This is a genomic window from uncultured Dokdonia sp. (genome assembly GCF_947492535.1).
Classification (GTDB): Bacteria; Bacteroidota; Bacteroidia; order Flavobacteriales; family Flavobacteriaceae; genus Dokdonia.
The window spans coordinates 125,466-142,826 of sequence record NZ_CANLNH010000009.1; the positions used below are offsets into that span (position 1 = coordinate 125,466).

Below are 17,361 nucleotides of genomic sequence, written 5' to 3' on the forward strand. Positions count from 1 at the left end.
TTGGGGTATGCAAGAAAGAAATTATAAAACCATTATATACTTTATAAGTAGTGTGATCTTGATTACACTCGCTATACAAGTATATTGGAATTACAAAAATTATCAAGCAGGAAAGCAACAGCTTGTTAATGACGTACAAGCAAGCTTGGATAATGCTGTTAGTATTTATTATGAAAACAAAGCGGCTCAAAACACTTTAGGTTTTTTTAGCAATGAAAAATATCCTAAAGATTTTTTTAAATCAGATCGTTTCAAAAATTTTACAGACCGTACGGCAAATGGCTTTAGTAGAAATTCAGCATCAGTTATTATTACTGATTCTATTTTTTCTGGTGATTATCTTACCATTGAGGGTGCTACGTCTGAAGAAATAGATTCTATCATACAAAACTCTACGAAGTCTTTAACTTCTTTTCGAAAAAGTAGCTATAAAAAAGATTCCCTTAAGCCCAAAAGTTCATTTACTATAAAAAGTACAAATGGAAAAAGCATAGATACTATCTTTAGAAGATTTAACAGTCGTACACATAATGACACATCATACAGATTTGGAGCTTCAATTAAAGGGGATTCTTTACGCACAAATGCGCTTAAAGATTTAACCACTCGAATTGTGCTTTCATTTACAGATGACACGGTTGATATTCCTACAATTGATTCTTTATTTACAAATGAACTCACTAGAAAAAGTATCCGTACACCACATAATATTTCCTACCAAGACTCTATCGCCAATGATACTATAGTTCTAACAGACGACCTAGTGGTAACCTCAACATCCTTACTATTACCTGAAGCGTTTGTCTTACAAGCGGGTGTTCAAAATATTGCAGGCGTGGTTTTAAAAAGAAACTTACTTGGTATTTTATTATCCATACTATTACTAGGAGCCGTTATAGGTAGTTTATTATATCTCTTACATATTATACAACAACAAAAGCAACTTGCTGAGATCAAGAATGATTTCATCAGTAATATGACGCATGAATTCAAAACACCTATAGCTACGATAGGTGTTGCTATGGAAAGTATTCAGCATTTTAATGCTTCTAATGATATGGAGAAGACAAAAAAATATGTAGAAATGTCTTCTCAACAAGTGAGTAAGCTCAATGAAATGGTCGAAAAACTATTAGAAACAGCAACGATAAGCAGTGAAGCATTAGCACTTAATAAACAAGAAACCAATATCATAGATGTACTTGAGTCTATACATCAAAAGTATGTAGCTACGTACACTGAAAAAGAAATTGTATTTCAAGCTGAAGAAGATAATATTTGGATTCCTATTGATGCTTTTCACGTAGAAAATGCGCTAGATAACATTGTAGATAACGCTATAAAATATGGTGGCGACACTGTTAAAATAGCTATACAAAAGCTAAAACCTGGTGTAGAAATTATTATATCAGATTCAGGAAATACACTTACAAAAACGCAAGTAACACAAATTTTTGAAAAATTTTATCGTGTGCCTAAAGGAAATACTCATGATGTGAAAGGCTTTGGAATAGGTCTTTATTACACCAAAGTCATTATAGAGAAACACGAAGGCACGATTACTGTAGATACAAATCCAACTCGTTTTAAAATTCTTTTACCTTATGTCTAAAATAAAAATAGTACTCGCCGAAGACGAACCTGCATTGGGTCAAATTGTAAAAGAGAGTCTAGAAACTCGTGATTTTGATGTCACTTTGTGTATAGATGGTGAGCAAGCATTACAAACATATATAAATCACCAGCCAGCCATTGTTGTGCTAGATGTTATGATGCCAAAAATGGATGGGTTTACTGTCGCAAAAGAGATTCGAAAACTGGATGATACGATTCCTATTATATTTCTTACTGCAAAATCTCAAACGGCAGATGTGGTAGAAGGATTTAGTATAGGGGGTAACGATTATCTAAAAAAACCATTTAGTATCGAAGAACTTATTGTGCGTATCAATAACTTACTCAATAGAAGTTTAGAGCAAAAAAATGCAGATACCTTAAAAATAGGCGCCTATATTTTTGAATTTCCAAAACAGGTGTTACGCTTTCGCGAAAGCGAACAAAACCTCACCCACCGTGAGGCACATCTATTATTTCATCTGTATAAGAATAAAAACCAAGTCCTTGACCGTTCCTTAATCCTTAAAAAATTATGGGGTGATGATGATTTCTTCAGCGGTCGTTCTATGGATGTATTTATCACCAAGCTTCGTAAAAAACTTAAAGAAGATCCTGATATCTCTATTGTGAATGTAAGAGGGTATGGATATAAACTCATATGCTAGTCCCATAAACGGGGTGGTTGTTTTCTGGTTTTTGTAAAATGCGGAGCACAAAAACTTGAAAACTTTCCGTTACCTACTATACTCTTTTTAGTGATCAATCTATAAATGTATACATCACCAAGCTTCGTAAAAAACTTAAAGAAGATCCTGATATCTCTATTGTAAATGTAAGAGGATATGGATATAAACTCATATGCTAGTCCCATAAACGGGGTGGTTGTTTTCTGGTTTTTGTAAAATGCAGAGCACAAAAACTAGAAAACTTTCCGTTACCTACTTGTTCCTTTTTAGTGATCAATCTACAAATGTTTTATCACAAAGCTTCGTAAAAAACTTAAAGAAGATCCTGATATCTCTATTGTAAATGTAAGAGGATATGGATATAAACTCATATGCTAGTCCCATAAACGGGGTGGTTGTTTTCTGGTTTTTGTAAAATGCGGAGCACAAAAACTAGAAAACTTTCCGTTACCTACTTGTTCCTTTTTAGTGATCACTCTACAAATGTTTTATCACCAAGCTTCGTAAAAAACTTAAAGAAGATCCTGATATCTCTATTGTAAATGTGAGAGGATATGGATATAAACTCATATGTTAGTTTAAGAGAAAAGCTTCTTTATACGCTTTCGCGAAAGCGTACTCAAAAAACGGCTAGATTTTTGTACTTTACCTCCCTAATGAGAATCGTAGTCTTTTTCTTTTTTATATGTTTTCAGAGTATTGCTCTGGCGCAGTCTTTTACTATCACAAAACTCAACGAAGTTCCATTACAAAGCGATTCTTTTATTGGCGCTGATAATTTTCAGAATCTTTATTATACGTCTAAAAGTACGCTTTATAAAAAAAGCAACAACACCGTACTTGAATATGCGGCTCTTAATCTAGGAGAGATTACAAGTGTAGATGTAATTAACCCCCTTAAGCTCACTGTTTTTTATAAAGACTCTAATACAGTCGTTATTCTTGATAATACATTGGCTGAGATTAGACGTATTAACTTTAGTGCTATAGAAAATTTTAGAAACATAAGCCAAGCCACCAATGCTGGAGATAGGCGTTTGTGGATTTTTAATACGGATATACAACGCTTAGAATTGTTTGATTACAATCAAAATAAAGTGATTACTGAGTTTCCTCCTACAAGTTTACCTGCCTTAGAGCTTACTAGCAATTTTAATGTATGTTGGGTAAAAACAAAAAACACCATAGATTCTTATACAGTGTATGGAAGTTTAATTAACTCACTCCCAATAGAAGCTGAAATACAAGCTATTACAATATATAATGAATACGTTTTTGCTTTATCGGATGAAAAACTCGTATATAAGGAAAAAGATATAGTAGAACTTTCAAATCTAGAAATTCCAGAAATTAAAGTAAAACAGTTTTCGATCAAGGATGAAATCCTTTATATTTACGATGGTCAAGTTTTGACCTCTTACAGACTCAATCTATCAAAAGAATAATCTAATGCACATTGCAATCGCCGGTAATATAGGAGCAGGAAAAACAACGCTCACAAAACTTCTTGCTAAACATTATAAATGGACTCCGCAATTTGAAGATGTGGTAGACAATCCTTATTTGGACGATTTTTACAACGCTATGGAACGTTGGTCATTTAATTTACAAATATATTTCTTGAATAGTCGTTTTCGTCAATTATTAGAAATACGTGAAAGTAAAAAAAGTATTATCCAAGATCGCACCATCTATGAAGATGCATTTATTTTTGCACCTAACTTACATGCGATGGGATTATTAACCAATCGTGATTATCACAATTATCGTTCTCTTTTTGACTTAATGGAAAGTGTAGTAGATGCTCCTGATTTAATGATTTACTTACGTAGTTCTATCCCTAATCTTGTATCTCAAATCCATAAAAGAGGGCGTGATTATGAAAACTCTATAAGTATTGATTATTTAAGTAGGCTTAATGAGCGTTATGAAGCTTGGATACATGACTACAAAAAAGGAAAACTTCTTATTATAGATGTAGACAATATTAACTTTGTAGACAATCCAGAAGATTTAGGGGAAATTATTAATAAAATCGACGCTCAACTACACGGTTTATTCTAATTACCATAAAAGCACCTTCCCAACAGACCCTTCTTGCTTGATTATGAGTCATTAATAAACTTATATTACAAGTAATTTATATTTCCCTATTTTCGCCACATATTTTTAAATCCTAAAAACTACGTGTAATGAAAATTATCAAACTAACTTTTCTCTTTTTATTTGCAATTATTATTGCTTCTTGCAGTGACGATGATAGTAATGAAACTCCTGATCCCATGAATGAAGAGACTCCAGAAAACATGGATGAATCTTCTGATGAGACAGAAGATGAATCTGCATCTGTAATTGGTATGTGGGAAGTCACTTCTATTGATGCTTCAGGAACTTCGACTGTTGAAATTGCAGGGCAAACTATAGAAACTGAATTTCTAGGAGAAGGTATTGACCTTAATTATTCTGTTACTTTTACTGAAGAGCCAAACGAGGTAACTGCAGATGGAGATTATAATATTGAATTAACAACTACAATTGCTGGACAATCTATTACAGAGGTTATTCCTGGTATTTTATTTATTGATTCTGGAGATTGGGTTATAGATGGAGATCAGATTACTATTAGTTCTAACGATATGGAAAGTACGGGTACTATTACCACGTTAAATGAGACTACACTTGTCATAGAGATAACAGATGCTGAGTTTGTAATTGAGCAACAAGGTATTGAAACTACAGCAGTTGTAAATGCATCGGTAAGCCTTGAAAGATTATAAGAATAATTACCCCTTATTTCTTAAATTATAAACACAACGCTATTTGAACTAAAAAGACGAGCTAAATAGTTCGTCTTTTTTATATCTATACTTATCATTTATATCTCATACATACTAAAACATTCGCTTTAACTAAATAGACGGGTAACAAAATTATTTTTTTCAGAACAGCTTGATTATTAACATAAACATAGCTAAAATGAAAAACCAATTTTTAAAATTAAAATGGATTATTGCTATTGCAGTAATACTCGTGTCGATTTCTTGTCAAACGGAAGATGAAAATATCTTTAATAGTACAGATGTTTCAAATCTCGGTGCTACAGAAAAAGTACACTTTCAAATTACGACCAAGCCTAATTCTAATACAACAAGACGATCTGGTTGTACTCCAAGTTTTGAAGGTTCAAATAACCTTACTACGTGTACCTTTATAAATTATATAGCTCCAATTACAACAACAACTATTTGGACTATAGGAGACAATGGACCTGGGTACATAGATTATGAATTAGAACAAAATTTCCTATCAAGTTGTGAGTTTAGTTACACCTGTATCCGTCCTTGCGGACCTCCAATAGAAGATGCATTTGGAGAAGTTTTTTTCATAGAAAGCCCTGCTTTTAATTTTGACACTTTTGAATATGATTATTATGAATACTTATCAAGTGATGGAATTACTCCTGAAAAAGCAAATGAACTTAAAGATCATTTTGCTTGTAAAATAAGAGAATACCAACAAACAAATCATCCAAGTTGGATTGTTTCTGATGTAAACTTTTTTGGAGATGCTTTACTATGTAATACATCTGGTATCAGTAATCGTTATTTAAAAGCTACTTTTAAACTCACAAAACATCAGTGTAATTAATAGCATAAAAAAAGCGAGCCTAACAGCTCGCTTTTTTATTTATTCAAACAGGTTTTTTATTTTTCTGTATTTACTTTAATAGTAACACCTTCGTTTGCAGATTCTACTGCTGCTTTCACTTCTTCTACAGTACCCTCATATTCTTTCTTTTGGGTCATTGTCTTTCCTTTCTTAGTAAGTTTTGTAGTCACTATTGCTTTTGCTTGTCCATCCTTACCAGCAACCATTTCTACCTGTACTTCCTTTTCTCCATCTTCATCAGAAGTTGTACTGGCAACAATTCCAATCTCTTGAACATTTGCCATAGCAACACCATCTTCTGTATGTCCTCCAAGAATTGGAGCGATTACTAAACCAATTAAACAGGTTAGTTTAATAAGAATATTCATAGATGGCCCAGATGTATCTTTAAATGGATCTCCTACAGTATCTCCTGTTACTGCTGCTTTATGCGCATCAGAGCCTTTATAGGTCATTTCTCCATTAATCTCTACTCCTGCTTCAAAAGATTTTTTTGCGTTATCCCAAGCACCACCAGCGTTGTTTTGGAAAATTGCCCAAAGCACTCCACTTACCGTAACTCCAGCCATATATCCTCCTAACATTTCAGCAATAGCTAAATTATCCATTCCAAATAATAAAGGCACAAAAGCAATCACTAATGGGAATCCTATCGTTAATAATCCAGGTAACATCATTTCCTTTAAAGACGCTTGCGTTGAGATAGCTACACACTTATCATATTCTGGCTTCCCTGTACCTTCCATAATTCCTGGAATATCTCTAAACTGACGACGTACTTCCTGTACCATTTCCATGGCTGCTTTTCCTACTGCATTCATTGCAAGTGCAGAAAATACTACAGGTACCATTCCTCCTACAAATAACATTGCAAGTACCGGTGCTTTAAATATGTTAATTCCATCTATTCCCGTAAATGTTACATACGCTGCAAATAAAGCTAAAGACGTTAATGCTGCCGAAGCAATAGCAAATCCTTTTCCTGTTGCAGCTGTTGTATTTCCTACAGAATCCAAAATATCTGTACGCTCACGTACTATAGGCTCTTGCTCACTCATCTCTGCAATTCCGCCAGCATTATCAGATATCGGTCCAAAAGCATCAATCGCAAGCTGCATAGCCGTAGTTGCCATCATTGCAGAAGCAGCAAGTGCTACTCCATAGAATCCTGCAAAAGCATAGGATGCCCAAATTGCGCCAGCAAATAATAATACCGATGGGAATGTAGAAATCATTCCTGTTGCTAGACCTGCAATAATATTTGTTCCTGCTCCAGTAGAAGACTGTTGTACGATTTTAAGGATAGGAGATTTACCTAATCCCGTATAATATTCTGTCACCGAAGAAATCACAGCGCCAACAACTAATCCTACAAGCGTAGCATAAAAAACACGCATAGAAGAAATTTCTTGTAGACCTTCTCCGAAAAATTCCATTTTCATAGTCTCAGGAAGCATCCAAATACATAGCCCAAAACATGCTAAGGCTACTAAAACGATAGATGTCCAGTTTCCTTTATTAAGAGCACCCATTACTTGAGACTCTTTTGCTTCATTACTGCTAATTTTCACAAGCATAGTTCCTATAACAGAAATGATAATCCCTGCACCTGCAATTGCCATAGGCAATAAGATAGGACCTATTCCTCCAAAAGCATCAGAGATACTTCCGCCCATATCTTTAATCACATAATTACCTAATACCATTGCTGCAAGAACGGTTGCTACGTATGAACCAAATAAATCGGCTCCCATACCCGCTACATCTCCTACATTATCTCCTACGTTATCAGCAATAGTTGCTGGATTACGAGGATCATCTTCTGGAATACCTGCTTCTACTTTCCCCACAAGATCTGCTCCTACATCGGCGGCTTTTGTATATATACCACCTCCTACACGAGCAAATAGTGCAATAGACTCAGCTCCTAAAGAGAAACCAGCTAGTGTCTCCAAAACGATAGTCATATCCATCGTATTAGTCCAAGCTCCGTCCATAAAGAAGTGAAAGAAAAAGATAAAGAATGCCGTAAGTCCTAGAACGGCAAGACCTGCAACACCAAGTCCCATTACCGTACCACCTCCAAAAGAGATTTTAAGTGCATTTGGCAAACTTGTACGTGCTGCTTGTGTAGTTCTTACATTTGTTTTTGTAGCGATTTTCATTCCTACATTTCCTGCAAAAGCAGAAAATATAGCGCCAAAAATAAATGCAATCACAATAAGCCAGTGTGTTGTAGGAACAACAAACGAAACAATGGCCAATAAAACACTTACAATAACTACAAAAATGGCGAGTAATCTATACTCTGCATTTAAAAACGCTAAGGCTCCTTCATAAATGTGATCAGAAATCTCTTTCATCTTACCATCTCCTGCATCCTGTTTCATCACCCAAGAACGCTTCACTAGCATATAAATTAGCCCTAATACTGCCATTGCAATAGGCATATAAATCATCATTGATTCCATATAATATCTTTTTGGTTTAATTATTTTTTAAGCGTCGCTAATGTAGGAAAATCAGAGCGAACAAAAAAAGCCTCAATCCAAAGGATTGTGGCTAAAGGCTAATTCTTTTAAAAAGTGTAATTTAGTAGATACTTACTTCACTGCGTGGCACGTCACTATCTTGGTAACGTTCTATACATTTTGCAACAATTTCTTTTGCTTCTTGTACATCTCCCCATCCTCCTACGTCTACTTTTTTCTCTTCAAGATCTTTATATACTTGGAAAAAATGCTCAATCTCTTTGATTAAATGTGGATTTAATTCAGAAAGATCATTTACTCTACTAGCTATTGGATCACTTACAGGTACACATATTACTTTTTCATCAGGTCCTTTTTCATCGGCCATGTGAAAAACACCTATAGGCTTTACTTCAATAACACATCCTGGAAACGTAGGTTCAGTTACCAATACTAACACATCTAGAGGATCTCCATCTAAAGCGAGTGTTTCAGGCACAAACCCGTAATCTGCAGGATACATCATTGATGAAAAAATCATACGATCATATCGTATTTTCTTCAATTCAAAATCATATTCATACTTATTACGACTTCCTTTAGGAATTTCGATAAGTACATCAAACGTCTTTATTTTATCTGCTGTCATATTCATTGCCCGCATAGGCGGGTATCTTTAAAAAGCATTCCTAGTTATTATTTCTTTATTACAAAAACTATTCACTACATATGCCTGATTAATTATACGCTTTCGCGAAAGCGTATAAAGAAATTTTAAAAACACAATTAAACAATTGAAAACCAATTATTTAAATACTTAAAAAGTATATGTTCTTCGTTTTCGGGGTGCAAAAATACGCTGAAACAATGATATAGCCAAAGAATAGCGTGTTAAGTTTAAGTTAGGATACTTTACGCTATCGTTTTCGTGTAATAAATATTTTAAGAACGATTTATTAGCAGCATTAAAGAACTTAAAAGAAGAATCCGAAAGATCCCGTAACTCCAAAATTACGCGCATCTGGCAAGTCATTATAACTTCCTCTAAAGTTCACATCAATGCGGAAGACTTTAAAAATATTTCCTACCCCAAAACTATATTCAAAATAAGGCTCTACAGTAGGAGCAATGTCTTCAGGAGTGAGTGTAGAAATAGGCAAGTCATTTTGAATAAAACGAAGATTTTCAAATGCAGGTCTATTCAAATCTATATTTTCTTGAGAAATATTTCCTATCACACCACGTATCCCAACAATCTCTCTAAGATTCAATTTCTTTAAAAACGGAATACGAGAAAATAATCGTCCTCCAAAATTATGCTCTAGTTGTACAGAAACATACTCATCTGTCACAAATTCATAGAAATTAAGCTGACTATAGGTATTAAAGATAGAGAATAACGATTGATTTCCGGGCACTGGGCTTAACAGGGCTAATGGGACTTCTCCAAATGTTTTTCCTACTTCTGTAGATACATTTAAGGTCCCAAATCCTCCTATACGAATTCCTTTTCTGAAGGAAAATTGTAATCGATCATATTCAAAATCACTATTTAAAGTTCCTTCAAGACCGCGAGTGTAACTCAAGAAAAAGCTTGGAAACCATTCATTTACGACACGTCGTTCTACACCAAATCCAGAAGTTTTCTTTCCTGGTTCCCATATCGTTGTAAAAACCACTTCGGTCTGGATTAAATCTGCCTTTGTCGTTGTCTCAGACGCATCTGTAAAATATTCAAGGTTAAATGTTTCTGATGCAGACTCTAAGCTTCGCAATGAAAAGTCTGTTCGGAATTTAAGGTTTCGCACAGGTTCTATTTCAACAGCAAAATTTGTAAGCTGTATTGATGTCAATTTATCATTACTTGCAGTATTTACTAAGGAAGAAGAAGCCAGATTCCTCCCTAAGACATCTCTAGAGGTTGTAAGGCTAGCTCCTATTTGTTCTACATCTTGTCTATATCCACCAGAGAATATTAATCGGCTTTTCTTATCTGCAAGCCATTTTCCAGACAATCCGAATTTAAATTTTTGATCTTTAAATCCATAGGCAAGAAAACCTTCAGCTCTCCACAAATCGTTTTGTCCAAAATAGGTTCTTGCTCCTGTACGAAGACGTAGCCCTTCCACTTCATTAAATCCAAATGTTGAAAATATAGGTCCATAATCAAGATTAAGACTTGGAAACTCCCAATACCCAGATGCTAATACAGATCCTAAGTTATAGAGGTTTCTAAACTTTTTCACTGTCTTAAGGGTATCTAGCATTTTATAGACACCTTTTTCGTCGGCACTTAATTCTTCTTTTCTGTTCTTTTCCCAAAAATCATCATCCCTATTATAAACATCCTTATCATAATAGTACACTTCTTTTTCGTAAAATTCTTTATCCTTTTTTTGATTAAAAACGTAATTATCATAAAGTGTTGTACGTTTTCCATAAAGACCTCTAGACTCTTCTTTTTTTCGAAATGCAAAATCTGAAAGGAAGTAATCTCTTTTCAACAAAAAGGTGGTGTCATTTACAATATCAAATTCTTGCTCTAGGTAAATTTCTTTAACCCAGTTAATATTTGCACTCTTAGAGAGTTGCATATTAATTTCTTTAATAGCCCACGTAGAATCATTTACCCAAAAATCTCCTTTGAAGGTAAGCTCATTTGTTCTACGGGGATAATAAATAATATTATAACACCATTTATTATCTATATAAGCACTATCAGCTAATACATAATTATAGGTTTGAATTCCTGTGCGGCTTATCGGACTTGTAAATGTTTTATCAAAAAACTTAAGGTAGTTTTGATATACATCATAATCGTTATATAAATCTTTTACAAAACCAATGATTGTTTGGTTTTCACTAAATCCACTGTTCTTATTTCCTAGTAAGTCTTCTTTTTCTTTTTTTGATTCGTTATCACCGTATATTTTAGAAACTGCCTCATTTACAAAAATGGGTAAGTATGTTTTACCTGTAACACTAGACGTATCTGTTTGGTCAAAAATAAACTCCATTCCTCTAAAGAGCTTACTATTAATCAAAGCACTATCTATCGTATTCAGATCAAATTCTATTTTTTCATACTTGTCATATTCGTATTGTTTGAACTGCCTGAGTCCGTTTTGTTTTTTACGGGACCATATTTTACGAAGTATATCAATAGCTGGGTTGTTCTTTTTTGATGTTTTTCCAGAGTAGATAAATACTTCATCTATGGATGCCGCTTCTTGTGCAAGTATGATTTTCATGTCATAATTTACACGAGCAGTAAGTGTGACTTCTTTTTCTGAAAATCCAATAAAAGAGATGCGTATTTTATCCCAAGTCTCATCAGATTCAAGATAAAAACGTCCATTTTCATTAGTAATAGTTCCTTCATTAGACCCTACATATACTACATTGGCAAATGGTACAGGATTATCTTGTTCATCATAAACAATACCGCTTACTTTGGTCTGAGAGACCATCATTAAAGGAAAAAGCAGTACGAGTATTAATATTCTATAGCTATTCATATATAAAATGAAAGAGCTTCATTAATTGTTACTAATGAAGCTCCATTATTGTTACGTTAACGTACCTTTTATCTATATAGTACTTTTTTAACAGCTTTTATGACATCTCCGCTATTTGGCAACCATTCTTCCAATAAAACTGGAGAATAAGGCGCTGGAGTATCTGCCGTATTTATTTTTATAATGGGCGCATCCAAGTAATCAAAGACTTGTTCTTGTACTTGGTACGTAATTTCTGTTGAAACATTACCAAAAGGCCATGCTTCTTCAAGAATAACAAGACGATTTGTTTTCTTTACAGATTCCATAATCGCATTATGATCCATAGGACGCACAGTACGTAAATCTATAATTTCACAAGAAATCCCTTCTTTAGCTAACTCATCTGCAGCCTTATATGCTTCTTTAATAATTTTACCAAAAGAAACAATAGTCACATCTGTACCTTCTCTTTTAATATCAGCTACACCTATAGGTAATATATATTCTCCATCTGGCACTTCTCCTTTATCACCATACATTTGCTCTGATTCCATAAAAATAACTGGATCATTATCTCTAATGGCAGCTTTTAAAAGTCCTTTGGCGTCATAAGGATTAGAAGGAACAATAACTTTAAGTCCAGGTGTATTTGCAAACCAATTTTCAAAAGCTTGTGAATGCGTTGCTCCTAATTGTCCTGCAGAAGCCGTTGGTCCTCTAAAAACAATAGGGCATGGAAACTGCCCACCAGACATTTGTCTAATCTTAGCAGCATTATTTATAATTTGATCAATCCCAACTAAAGAAAAGTTGAATGTCATATACTCTATAATAGGACGACATCCCGTCATAGTACTTCCTACACCTATACCACCAAAACCAAGTTCGGCAATAGGCGTATCAATTACACGGTCTGGACCAAACTCATCTAGCATTCCTTTTGATGCCTTATAAGCTCCATTATATTCGGCGACTTCCTCACCCATTAAATATACAGAGGCATCGCGACGCATTTCTTCGCTCATTGCCTCACATACCGCTTCTCTAAATTGGATTGTTCTCATTAATTAATCGACTTTAAAATAGGGTAACAAAAGTAAGCATTTATGATTGCTCTTTAAATTGCTTTTTTATAAAATTTTATTATGCACGCATAGTAAAATTAAGTTTTTTAACGTACTTTTGTTACGAAAACGAAATAGTAATGTTATCGTGCTAAAAATTATTTATATAAAGTACCATGATAGTATTTATTTCTTTTTTCGACAGCTATTACAAAAACACAAAAATACCTAAATAATAAATACTAAATTGTTATGAAAATATTAGTATGTATAAGTCACGTACCTGACACTACTTCTAAAATTAATTTTACAGATAATGATACTCAGTTTGACACAAACGGAGTTCAATTTGTTATTAATCCAAATGACGAGTTTGGACTTACGCGCGCCATGTGGTTTAAAGAAAAACAAGGTGCATCTGTAGATGTAGTAAATGTAGGAGGTCCTGAAACAGAACCAACACTTCGTAAAGCCCTTGCTATAGGAGCAGATACAGCGATTCGTGTAAACACACAAGCCAAAGATGGCTTACAAGTTGCAAAAGAACTTGCTACTGTTGTTCAAAATGGAGGATATGATTTAGTGATTGCTGGTCGTGAATCTATTGATTACAATGGAGGTATGGTACCGGGAATGCTTGCAGGACTTACAGGAGCAAATTTCGTAAATACGTGTATTAGTCTAGAAGTAGACGGTACAACTGCTACTGCAATTCGTGAAATAGACGGAGGTAAAGAAACCGTAGCAACAAGTCTTCCTTTAATTATAGGAGGTCAGAAAGGTCTTGTAGAAGAGAGTGATCTTCGTATTCCAAACATGAGAGGAATTATGATGGCTCGTAAAAAGCCTCTTAACGTTGTTGAACCAGCGGGTGCTTCGGCAGATACGACGACTGTATCTTTTGAAAAGCCAGCTCCAAAAGGTGCTGTAAAGCTTGTAGACAATGTAGATGCATTAATTGATTTACTTCACAACGAAGCAAAAGCAATCTAACCAATTTCAATAGAGAGATATACGCTTTCGCGAAAGCGTATACAATAGTAAAAAATTAAAATATAAGGTTGTTATTTAAGATAAATAAGCAGCCACTTAAACGTCACAAATTATGTCAGTTTTAGTATATACAGAATCAGAAAACGGTACTTTTAAGAAAACAGCTTTTGAAGTAGCTAGTTATGCAAAAGGTATTGCAGATATGATGGGTACTACAGTTACCGCAGTTTCTATAAACGGAGGAGATGCTGGTGCTTTAGGAGCTTATGGAGTAGACAAAGTATTACAAGTAAGTGATTCCAATCTAGAGGCTTTTAATGCATCTGCTTATGCAAAAGCAATTGCGCAAGCTGCAAAAGCAGAAGGATCTCAAGTTGTTGTCGTAAGTCAAACAGCCGATGCAAAATATGTAGCGCCTTTACTTGCTACGCAGTTAGAAGCTGGATATGCTTCAAATGTAGTTGCACTTCCTGAAAGTACAGCGCCATTTAAAGTAAAACGTACTGCATTTACCAATAAAGCATTTAATCAAACTGAAATTTCTACTACTGTAAAAATCGTAGGTCTTGGAAAGAATGCATATGGTCTTCAGGAAACAAGTGGTGCTGCAGCTTCAGAAAGCTTTGCTCCTAACTTTGATGATGCAGATTTTGGTGTAAAAGTACAATCTGTAGATAAGGCTTCAGATAAAGTATCTATTGCAGATGCTGAAATCGTAGTTTCTGCAGGTCGTGGTCTTAAAGGTCCTGAAAATTGGGGAATGATCGAAGAGATGGCAGATATTCTTGGTGCGGCTACAGCGTGTTCTAAACCTGTATCTGACTTAGGATGGAGACCTCATGGAGAGCACGTAGGACAGACAGGAAAACCTGTAGCGTCAAATCTATATATCGCTATCGGAATTTCGGGTGCTATCCAACACCTTGCTGGTATTAATTCATCTAAAGTTAAAGTAGTAATCAATAGTGATCCTGAAGCACCTTTCTTTAAGGCAGCAGATTACGGAATTGTAGGTGATGCTTTTGAAATCGTACCAGAACTTAATGAAAAACTAAAAGCTTTTAAAGCTGCAAATAGTTAATATATTTGCTATTACAGAAAAAAATAGGTGAGAATTGTATGATTCTCGCCTATTTTTAGTTTAACCCGCTATATGCATTAGAGATATGGTATGAGGGTTTAAATATTTATGAGCATACGTGCCTATTTTATAGAAATTGTCGTGTTCTCATTAAAAAACATAAACTCATCGCTAGATAAACTTCAAAACTCAATTAACTTTTATTACTTTTACCAACTATGAGTTTAGTACGTTTAAATATAAAAGGGATTTCCTATAGTCAGACACAAAATGGAGCCTATGCCCTTATCTTGAGCGAAGTAGATGGAGATCGTAAACTACCTATTGTTATCGGTGCCTTTGAAGCACAATCTATTGCTATTGCATTAGAAAAAGAAATACGACCACCTCGCCCTCTTACACATGATCTTTTTAAAAATTTTGCAGATCGTTTTGATATTGTGATTAAGCAAGTTATTATTCATAAGCTTGTAGATGGCGTGTTTTATTCTAGTATCATCTGTGAGCGTGATAAAATAGAAGAGATTATTGATGCACGTACTAGTGATGCTATTTCATTAGCACTTCGTTTTCAAGCACCTATATTCACGTATAAAAATATCCTAGATAAAGCAGGTATTTACCTAAAAGGAAATACAGACCCTGAAGAATTTACAGATGAAGATGAAATCCTTATGGATGAAATCATTCTTGAGGAAGAAGAAGAGTTATTATCTAGTGAAAACGACTATCAAAGAATGTCTTTAAAAGAGTTGAATATTCAACTTGAGCAAGCTGTAACCAATGAAGATTATGAGCTTGCCGCTAAAATAAGAGACGAGATTTCTAAACGAAACTAACCTAACCAACTAACTTATGCGCAAACAATTACTAACAATCATTGGGTTACTTATGCCTCTTTTAGGCTTTGCGCAAACAAATCAAGAAACGATAGCACTAGATCCAGATCTAGGTATTGGACTCTCTTTTACGAGTGTAGGACGTGGTCTGTTAGGAATGCTTTTTTTAATTGGTGTATGTTACTTATTAAGCAGCAATCGTTCAAAAATTAATTGGCGTCTCGTACTTACAGGATTAGGACTACAATTATTATTTGCCATCCTTGTATTGAAAGTAGATTTTGTTGCTGCCGGTTTTGATTGGATATCACAAAAAGTAGTTGAATTTTTAAATATAGCTGAAGAAGGAGCTCTATTTGTATTTGGAAAACTAGTAGATCCTTCTGCTAGTATGGGATATATCTTTGCTTTTAAAGTATTACCGACTATTGTCTTTTTCTCTGCTTTCACTTCTTTATTATATTACTTAGGTATTTTACAAGTTATTGTGAAAGGTCTTGCATGGGTGATGAGTAAAACGATGCGTCTTTCTGGAGCAGAAAGTTTGGCTGCTGCTGCCAATGTTTTTATCGGACAAACAGAAGCGCCACTTGTAGTAAAACCCTATCTAGATAAAATGTCAAAGTCTGAAATGCTCTGTCTCATGGTAGGTGGTATGGCTACTATTGCTGGGGGTGTTTTAGCTGCTTTCATTGCATTTTTAGGAGGCGACAGTATTGCCGAACAAGCCATTTTTGCAAAGCATTTACTTACAGCATCTATCATGTCTGCACCCGCAGCAATTATTATCGCAAAAATATTACATCCAGAAACGGAAGAGGTCAATAGAAAATTAGACATTTCTAAAGAGAAAGTCGGAACCAATATATTAGACGCTATTTCTAGAGGAACTACAGATGGTTTAAAACTCGCCGTAAATGTAGGTGCGATGCTTTTAGTCTTTACAGCTTTAATGGGAGTGCTTAATTGGATACTAGGAGATTTACTAGGAGACATTACAGGCTTAAATGGAGTTATTGCCGGCGCCACAGATGGACGTTACACAGACTTATCTATGGAATTTATTCTAGGGAATGTCTTTGCTCCTGTCGCTTGGATTATTGGTGTACCTGCCGAAGATATTACCACGGTTGGTCAACTTTTAGGTGAAAAAACAATTCTTAATGAATTTTATGCCTATGGTTCTTTAAGTACATTGAAAGCTAGTGGAGCAATCACTAATTATCGTTCTATTGTCATCGCGACCTATGCACTTTGTGGATTTGCAAATTTTGCTTCTATAGGGATTCAAATTGGTGGAATAGGTGTACTAGCTCCTAGCCAAAGAGCAACTCTTGCTAAATTTGGTATTAAAGCACTTATAGGAGGTACTGTTGCAGCTTTACTTACCGCTACTATAGCTGGAATGCTTATTGGATAATTAAAAAAGATAATTAGTCGT

15 protein-coding genes and 2 pseudogenes are annotated in these 17,361 nt (G+C 34.6%); 13 read left to right on the top strand and 4 right to left on the bottom strand.

Annotated features, from left to right (window positions below):
* The first annotated feature begins 7 nt into the window (after nucleotides 1-7).
* The 9 genes and pseudogenes from Q1A60_RS13320 to Q1A60_RS13360 all read left to right on the top strand — a co-directional run bounded on the left by Q1A60_RS13320 (nucleotide 8) and on the right by Q1A60_RS13360 (nucleotide 5,951).
* Nucleotides 8-1,612, top strand: a complete 1,605-nt coding sequence (locus Q1A60_RS13320; RefSeq protein ID WP_299767318.1) for a HAMP domain-containing sensor histidine kinase — start codon at nucleotides 8-10, stop codon at nucleotides 1,610-1,612.
* Entirely contained in the window at nucleotides 1,605-2,282 is a 678-nt protein-coding gene (locus Q1A60_RS13325) for a response regulator transcription factor (protein ID WP_299767317.1), read from the top strand. The genes Q1A60_RS13320 and Q1A60_RS13325 overlap by 8 nt, the downstream gene beginning before the upstream one ends.
* A 101-nt stretch (nucleotides 2,283-2,383) precedes the next feature.
* Entirely contained in the window at nucleotides 2,384-2,482 is a 99-nt protein-coding gene (locus Q1A60_RS13330) for a helix-turn-helix domain-containing protein (protein WP_363322591.1), read from the top strand.
* 109 nt (nucleotides 2,483-2,591) lie between these two features.
* A pseudogene (locus Q1A60_RS13335) lies at nucleotides 2,592-2,681 on the top strand (DNA-binding response regulator); the annotation flags it as partial.
* 109 nt (nucleotides 2,682-2,790) lie between these two features.
* Nucleotides 2,791-2,880 (top strand): annotated as a pseudogene (locus Q1A60_RS13340) (DNA-binding response regulator); the annotation flags it as partial.
* Nucleotides 2,858-3,748, top strand: a complete 891-nt coding sequence (locus tag Q1A60_RS13345; RefSeq protein ID WP_299768595.1) for a hypothetical protein — start codon at nucleotides 2,858-2,860, stop codon at nucleotides 3,746-3,748. The pseudogene Q1A60_RS13340 and the gene Q1A60_RS13345, both read left to right, overlap by 23 nt.
* 4 nt (nucleotides 3,749-3,752) lie before the next feature.
* Nucleotides 3,753-4,367 carry a deoxynucleoside kinase gene (locus tag Q1A60_RS13350; RefSeq protein WP_299768593.1) on the top strand — a complete coding sequence of 205 codons (615 nt, stop codon included), beginning with the start codon at nucleotides 3,753-3,755 and terminating at the stop codon, nucleotides 4,365-4,367.
* A gap of 128 nt (nucleotides 4,368-4,495) precedes the next feature.
* On the top strand, nucleotides 4,496-5,080 hold the full coding sequence (locus Q1A60_RS13355) for a lipocalin family protein (protein ID WP_299768591.1): 585 nt from the start codon (nucleotides 4,496-4,498) through the stop codon (nucleotides 5,078-5,080).
* A 199-nt stretch (nucleotides 5,081-5,279) separates the two neighbouring features.
* A complete protein-coding gene (locus tag Q1A60_RS13360; protein ID WP_299768588.1) occupies nucleotides 5,280-5,951 on the top strand; it encodes a hypothetical protein in 672 nt (223 codons plus the stop codon).
* A gap of 56 nt (nucleotides 5,952-6,007) precedes the next feature.
* On the opposite strand, the gene Q1A60_RS13365 is transcribed toward Q1A60_RS13360, so the two are convergent.
* The 4 genes from Q1A60_RS13365 to Q1A60_RS13380 form a co-directional block, all read right to left on the bottom strand.
* Complete coding sequence (locus tag Q1A60_RS13365; protein WP_299768586.1) at nucleotides 6,008-8,443, bottom strand: sodium-translocating pyrophosphatase; 2,436 nt, start codon at nucleotides 8,441-8,443, stop codon at nucleotides 6,008-6,010.
* A gap of 121 nt (nucleotides 8,444-8,564) precedes the next feature.
* Nucleotides 8,565-9,092 (bottom strand): inorganic diphosphatase, encoded by a 528-nt coding sequence (locus tag Q1A60_RS13370; protein WP_299768598.1) that lies wholly within the window; start codon nucleotides 9,090-9,092, stop codon nucleotides 8,565-8,567.
* Nucleotides 9,093-9,417: 325 nt separating this feature from the next.
* Nucleotides 9,418-11,961 carry a DUF5686 and carboxypeptidase-like regulatory domain-containing protein gene (locus Q1A60_RS13375; RefSeq protein ID WP_299768583.1) on the bottom strand — a complete coding sequence of 848 codons (2,544 nt, stop codon included), beginning with the start codon at nucleotides 11,959-11,961 and terminating at the stop codon, nucleotides 9,418-9,420.
* A gap of 68 nt (nucleotides 11,962-12,029) precedes the next feature.
* The gene (locus Q1A60_RS13380; RefSeq protein WP_299768580.1) at nucleotides 12,030-13,007 is read right to left on the bottom strand and encodes a pyruvate dehydrogenase complex E1 component subunit beta; all 978 of its coding nucleotides are present in this window, start codon (nucleotides 13,005-13,007) and stop codon (nucleotides 12,030-12,032) included.
* A gap of 252 nt (nucleotides 13,008-13,259) precedes the next feature.
* Here Q1A60_RS13380 and Q1A60_RS13385 point away from each other — a divergent pair, with 252 nt between their 5' ends.
* From Q1A60_RS13385 to Q1A60_RS13400, 4 genes are all read left to right on the top strand, one after another.
* Nucleotides 13,260-14,000: an electron transfer flavoprotein subunit beta/FixA family protein gene (locus tag Q1A60_RS13385; protein ID WP_299768577.1), complete on the top strand. Its 741-nt coding sequence runs from the start codon at nucleotides 13,260-13,262 to the stop codon at nucleotides 13,998-14,000.
* Nucleotides 14,001-14,112: 112 nt separating this feature from the next.
* Nucleotides 14,113-15,081 carry an electron transfer flavoprotein subunit alpha/FixB family protein gene (locus Q1A60_RS13390; RefSeq protein WP_299768574.1) on the top strand — a complete coding sequence of 323 codons (969 nt, stop codon included), beginning with the start codon at nucleotides 14,113-14,115 and terminating at the stop codon, nucleotides 15,079-15,081.
* A gap of 218 nt (nucleotides 15,082-15,299) precedes the next feature.
* Entirely contained in the window at nucleotides 15,300-15,920 is a 621-nt protein-coding gene (locus Q1A60_RS13395; protein ID WP_299768571.1) for a bifunctional nuclease family protein, read from the top strand.
* 16 nt (nucleotides 15,921-15,936) lie between these two features.
* Nucleotides 15,937-17,340, top strand: coding sequence for a nucleoside transporter C-terminal domain-containing protein (locus Q1A60_RS13400; RefSeq protein WP_299768568.1), 1,404 nt, complete (start codon nucleotides 15,937-15,939; stop codon nucleotides 17,338-17,340).
* The last annotated feature ends 21 nt before the right edge of the window (nucleotides 17,341-17,361 follow it).

Bases quoted from the DNA above. Each gene is read 5' to 3' on its own strand.
- Q1A60_RS13320 (WP_299767318.1), top strand. From the start codon at position 8: ATGCAAGAAAGAAATTATAAAACCATTATATACTTTATAAGTAGTGTG.
- Q1A60_RS13325 (WP_299767317.1), top strand. From the start codon at position 1,605: ATGTCTAAAATAAAAATAGTACTCGCCGAAGACGAACCTGCATTGGGT.
- Q1A60_RS13345 (WP_299768595.1), top strand. From the start codon at position 2,858: ATGGATATAAACTCATATGTTAGTTTAAGAGAAAAGCTTCTTTATACG.
- Q1A60_RS13350 (WP_299768593.1), top strand. From the start codon at position 3,753: ATGCACATTGCAATCGCCGGTAATATAGGAGCAGGAAAAACAACGCTC.
- Q1A60_RS13355 (WP_299768591.1), top strand. From the start codon at position 4,496: ATGAAAATTATCAAACTAACTTTTCTCTTTTTATTTGCAATTATTATT.
- Q1A60_RS13360 (WP_299768588.1), top strand. From the start codon at position 5,280: ATGAAAAACCAATTTTTAAAATTAAAATGGATTATTGCTATTGCAGTA.
- Q1A60_RS13365 (WP_299768586.1), bottom strand. From the start codon at position 8,443: ATGGAATCAATGATGATTTATATGCCTATTGCAATGGCAGTATTAGGG.
- Q1A60_RS13370 (WP_299768598.1), bottom strand. From the start codon at position 9,092: ATGACAGCAGATAAAATAAAGACGTTTGATGTACTTATCGAAATTCCT.
- Q1A60_RS13375 (WP_299768583.1), bottom strand. From the start codon at position 11,961: ATGAATAGCTATAGAATATTAATACTCGTACTGCTTTTTCCTTTAATG.
- Q1A60_RS13380 (WP_299768580.1), bottom strand. From the start codon at position 13,007: ATGAGAACAATCCAATTTAGAGAAGCGGTATGTGAGGCAATGAGCGAA.
- Q1A60_RS13385 (WP_299768577.1), top strand. From the start codon at position 13,260: ATGAAAATATTAGTATGTATAAGTCACGTACCTGACACTACTTCTAAA.
- Q1A60_RS13390 (WP_299768574.1), top strand. From the start codon at position 14,113: ATGTCAGTTTTAGTATATACAGAATCAGAAAACGGTACTTTTAAGAAA.
- Q1A60_RS13395 (WP_299768571.1), top strand. From the start codon at position 15,300: ATGAGTTTAGTACGTTTAAATATAAAAGGGATTTCCTATAGTCAGACA.
- Q1A60_RS13400 (WP_299768568.1), top strand. From the start codon at position 15,937: ATGCGCAAACAATTACTAACAATCATTGGGTTACTTATGCCTCTTTTA.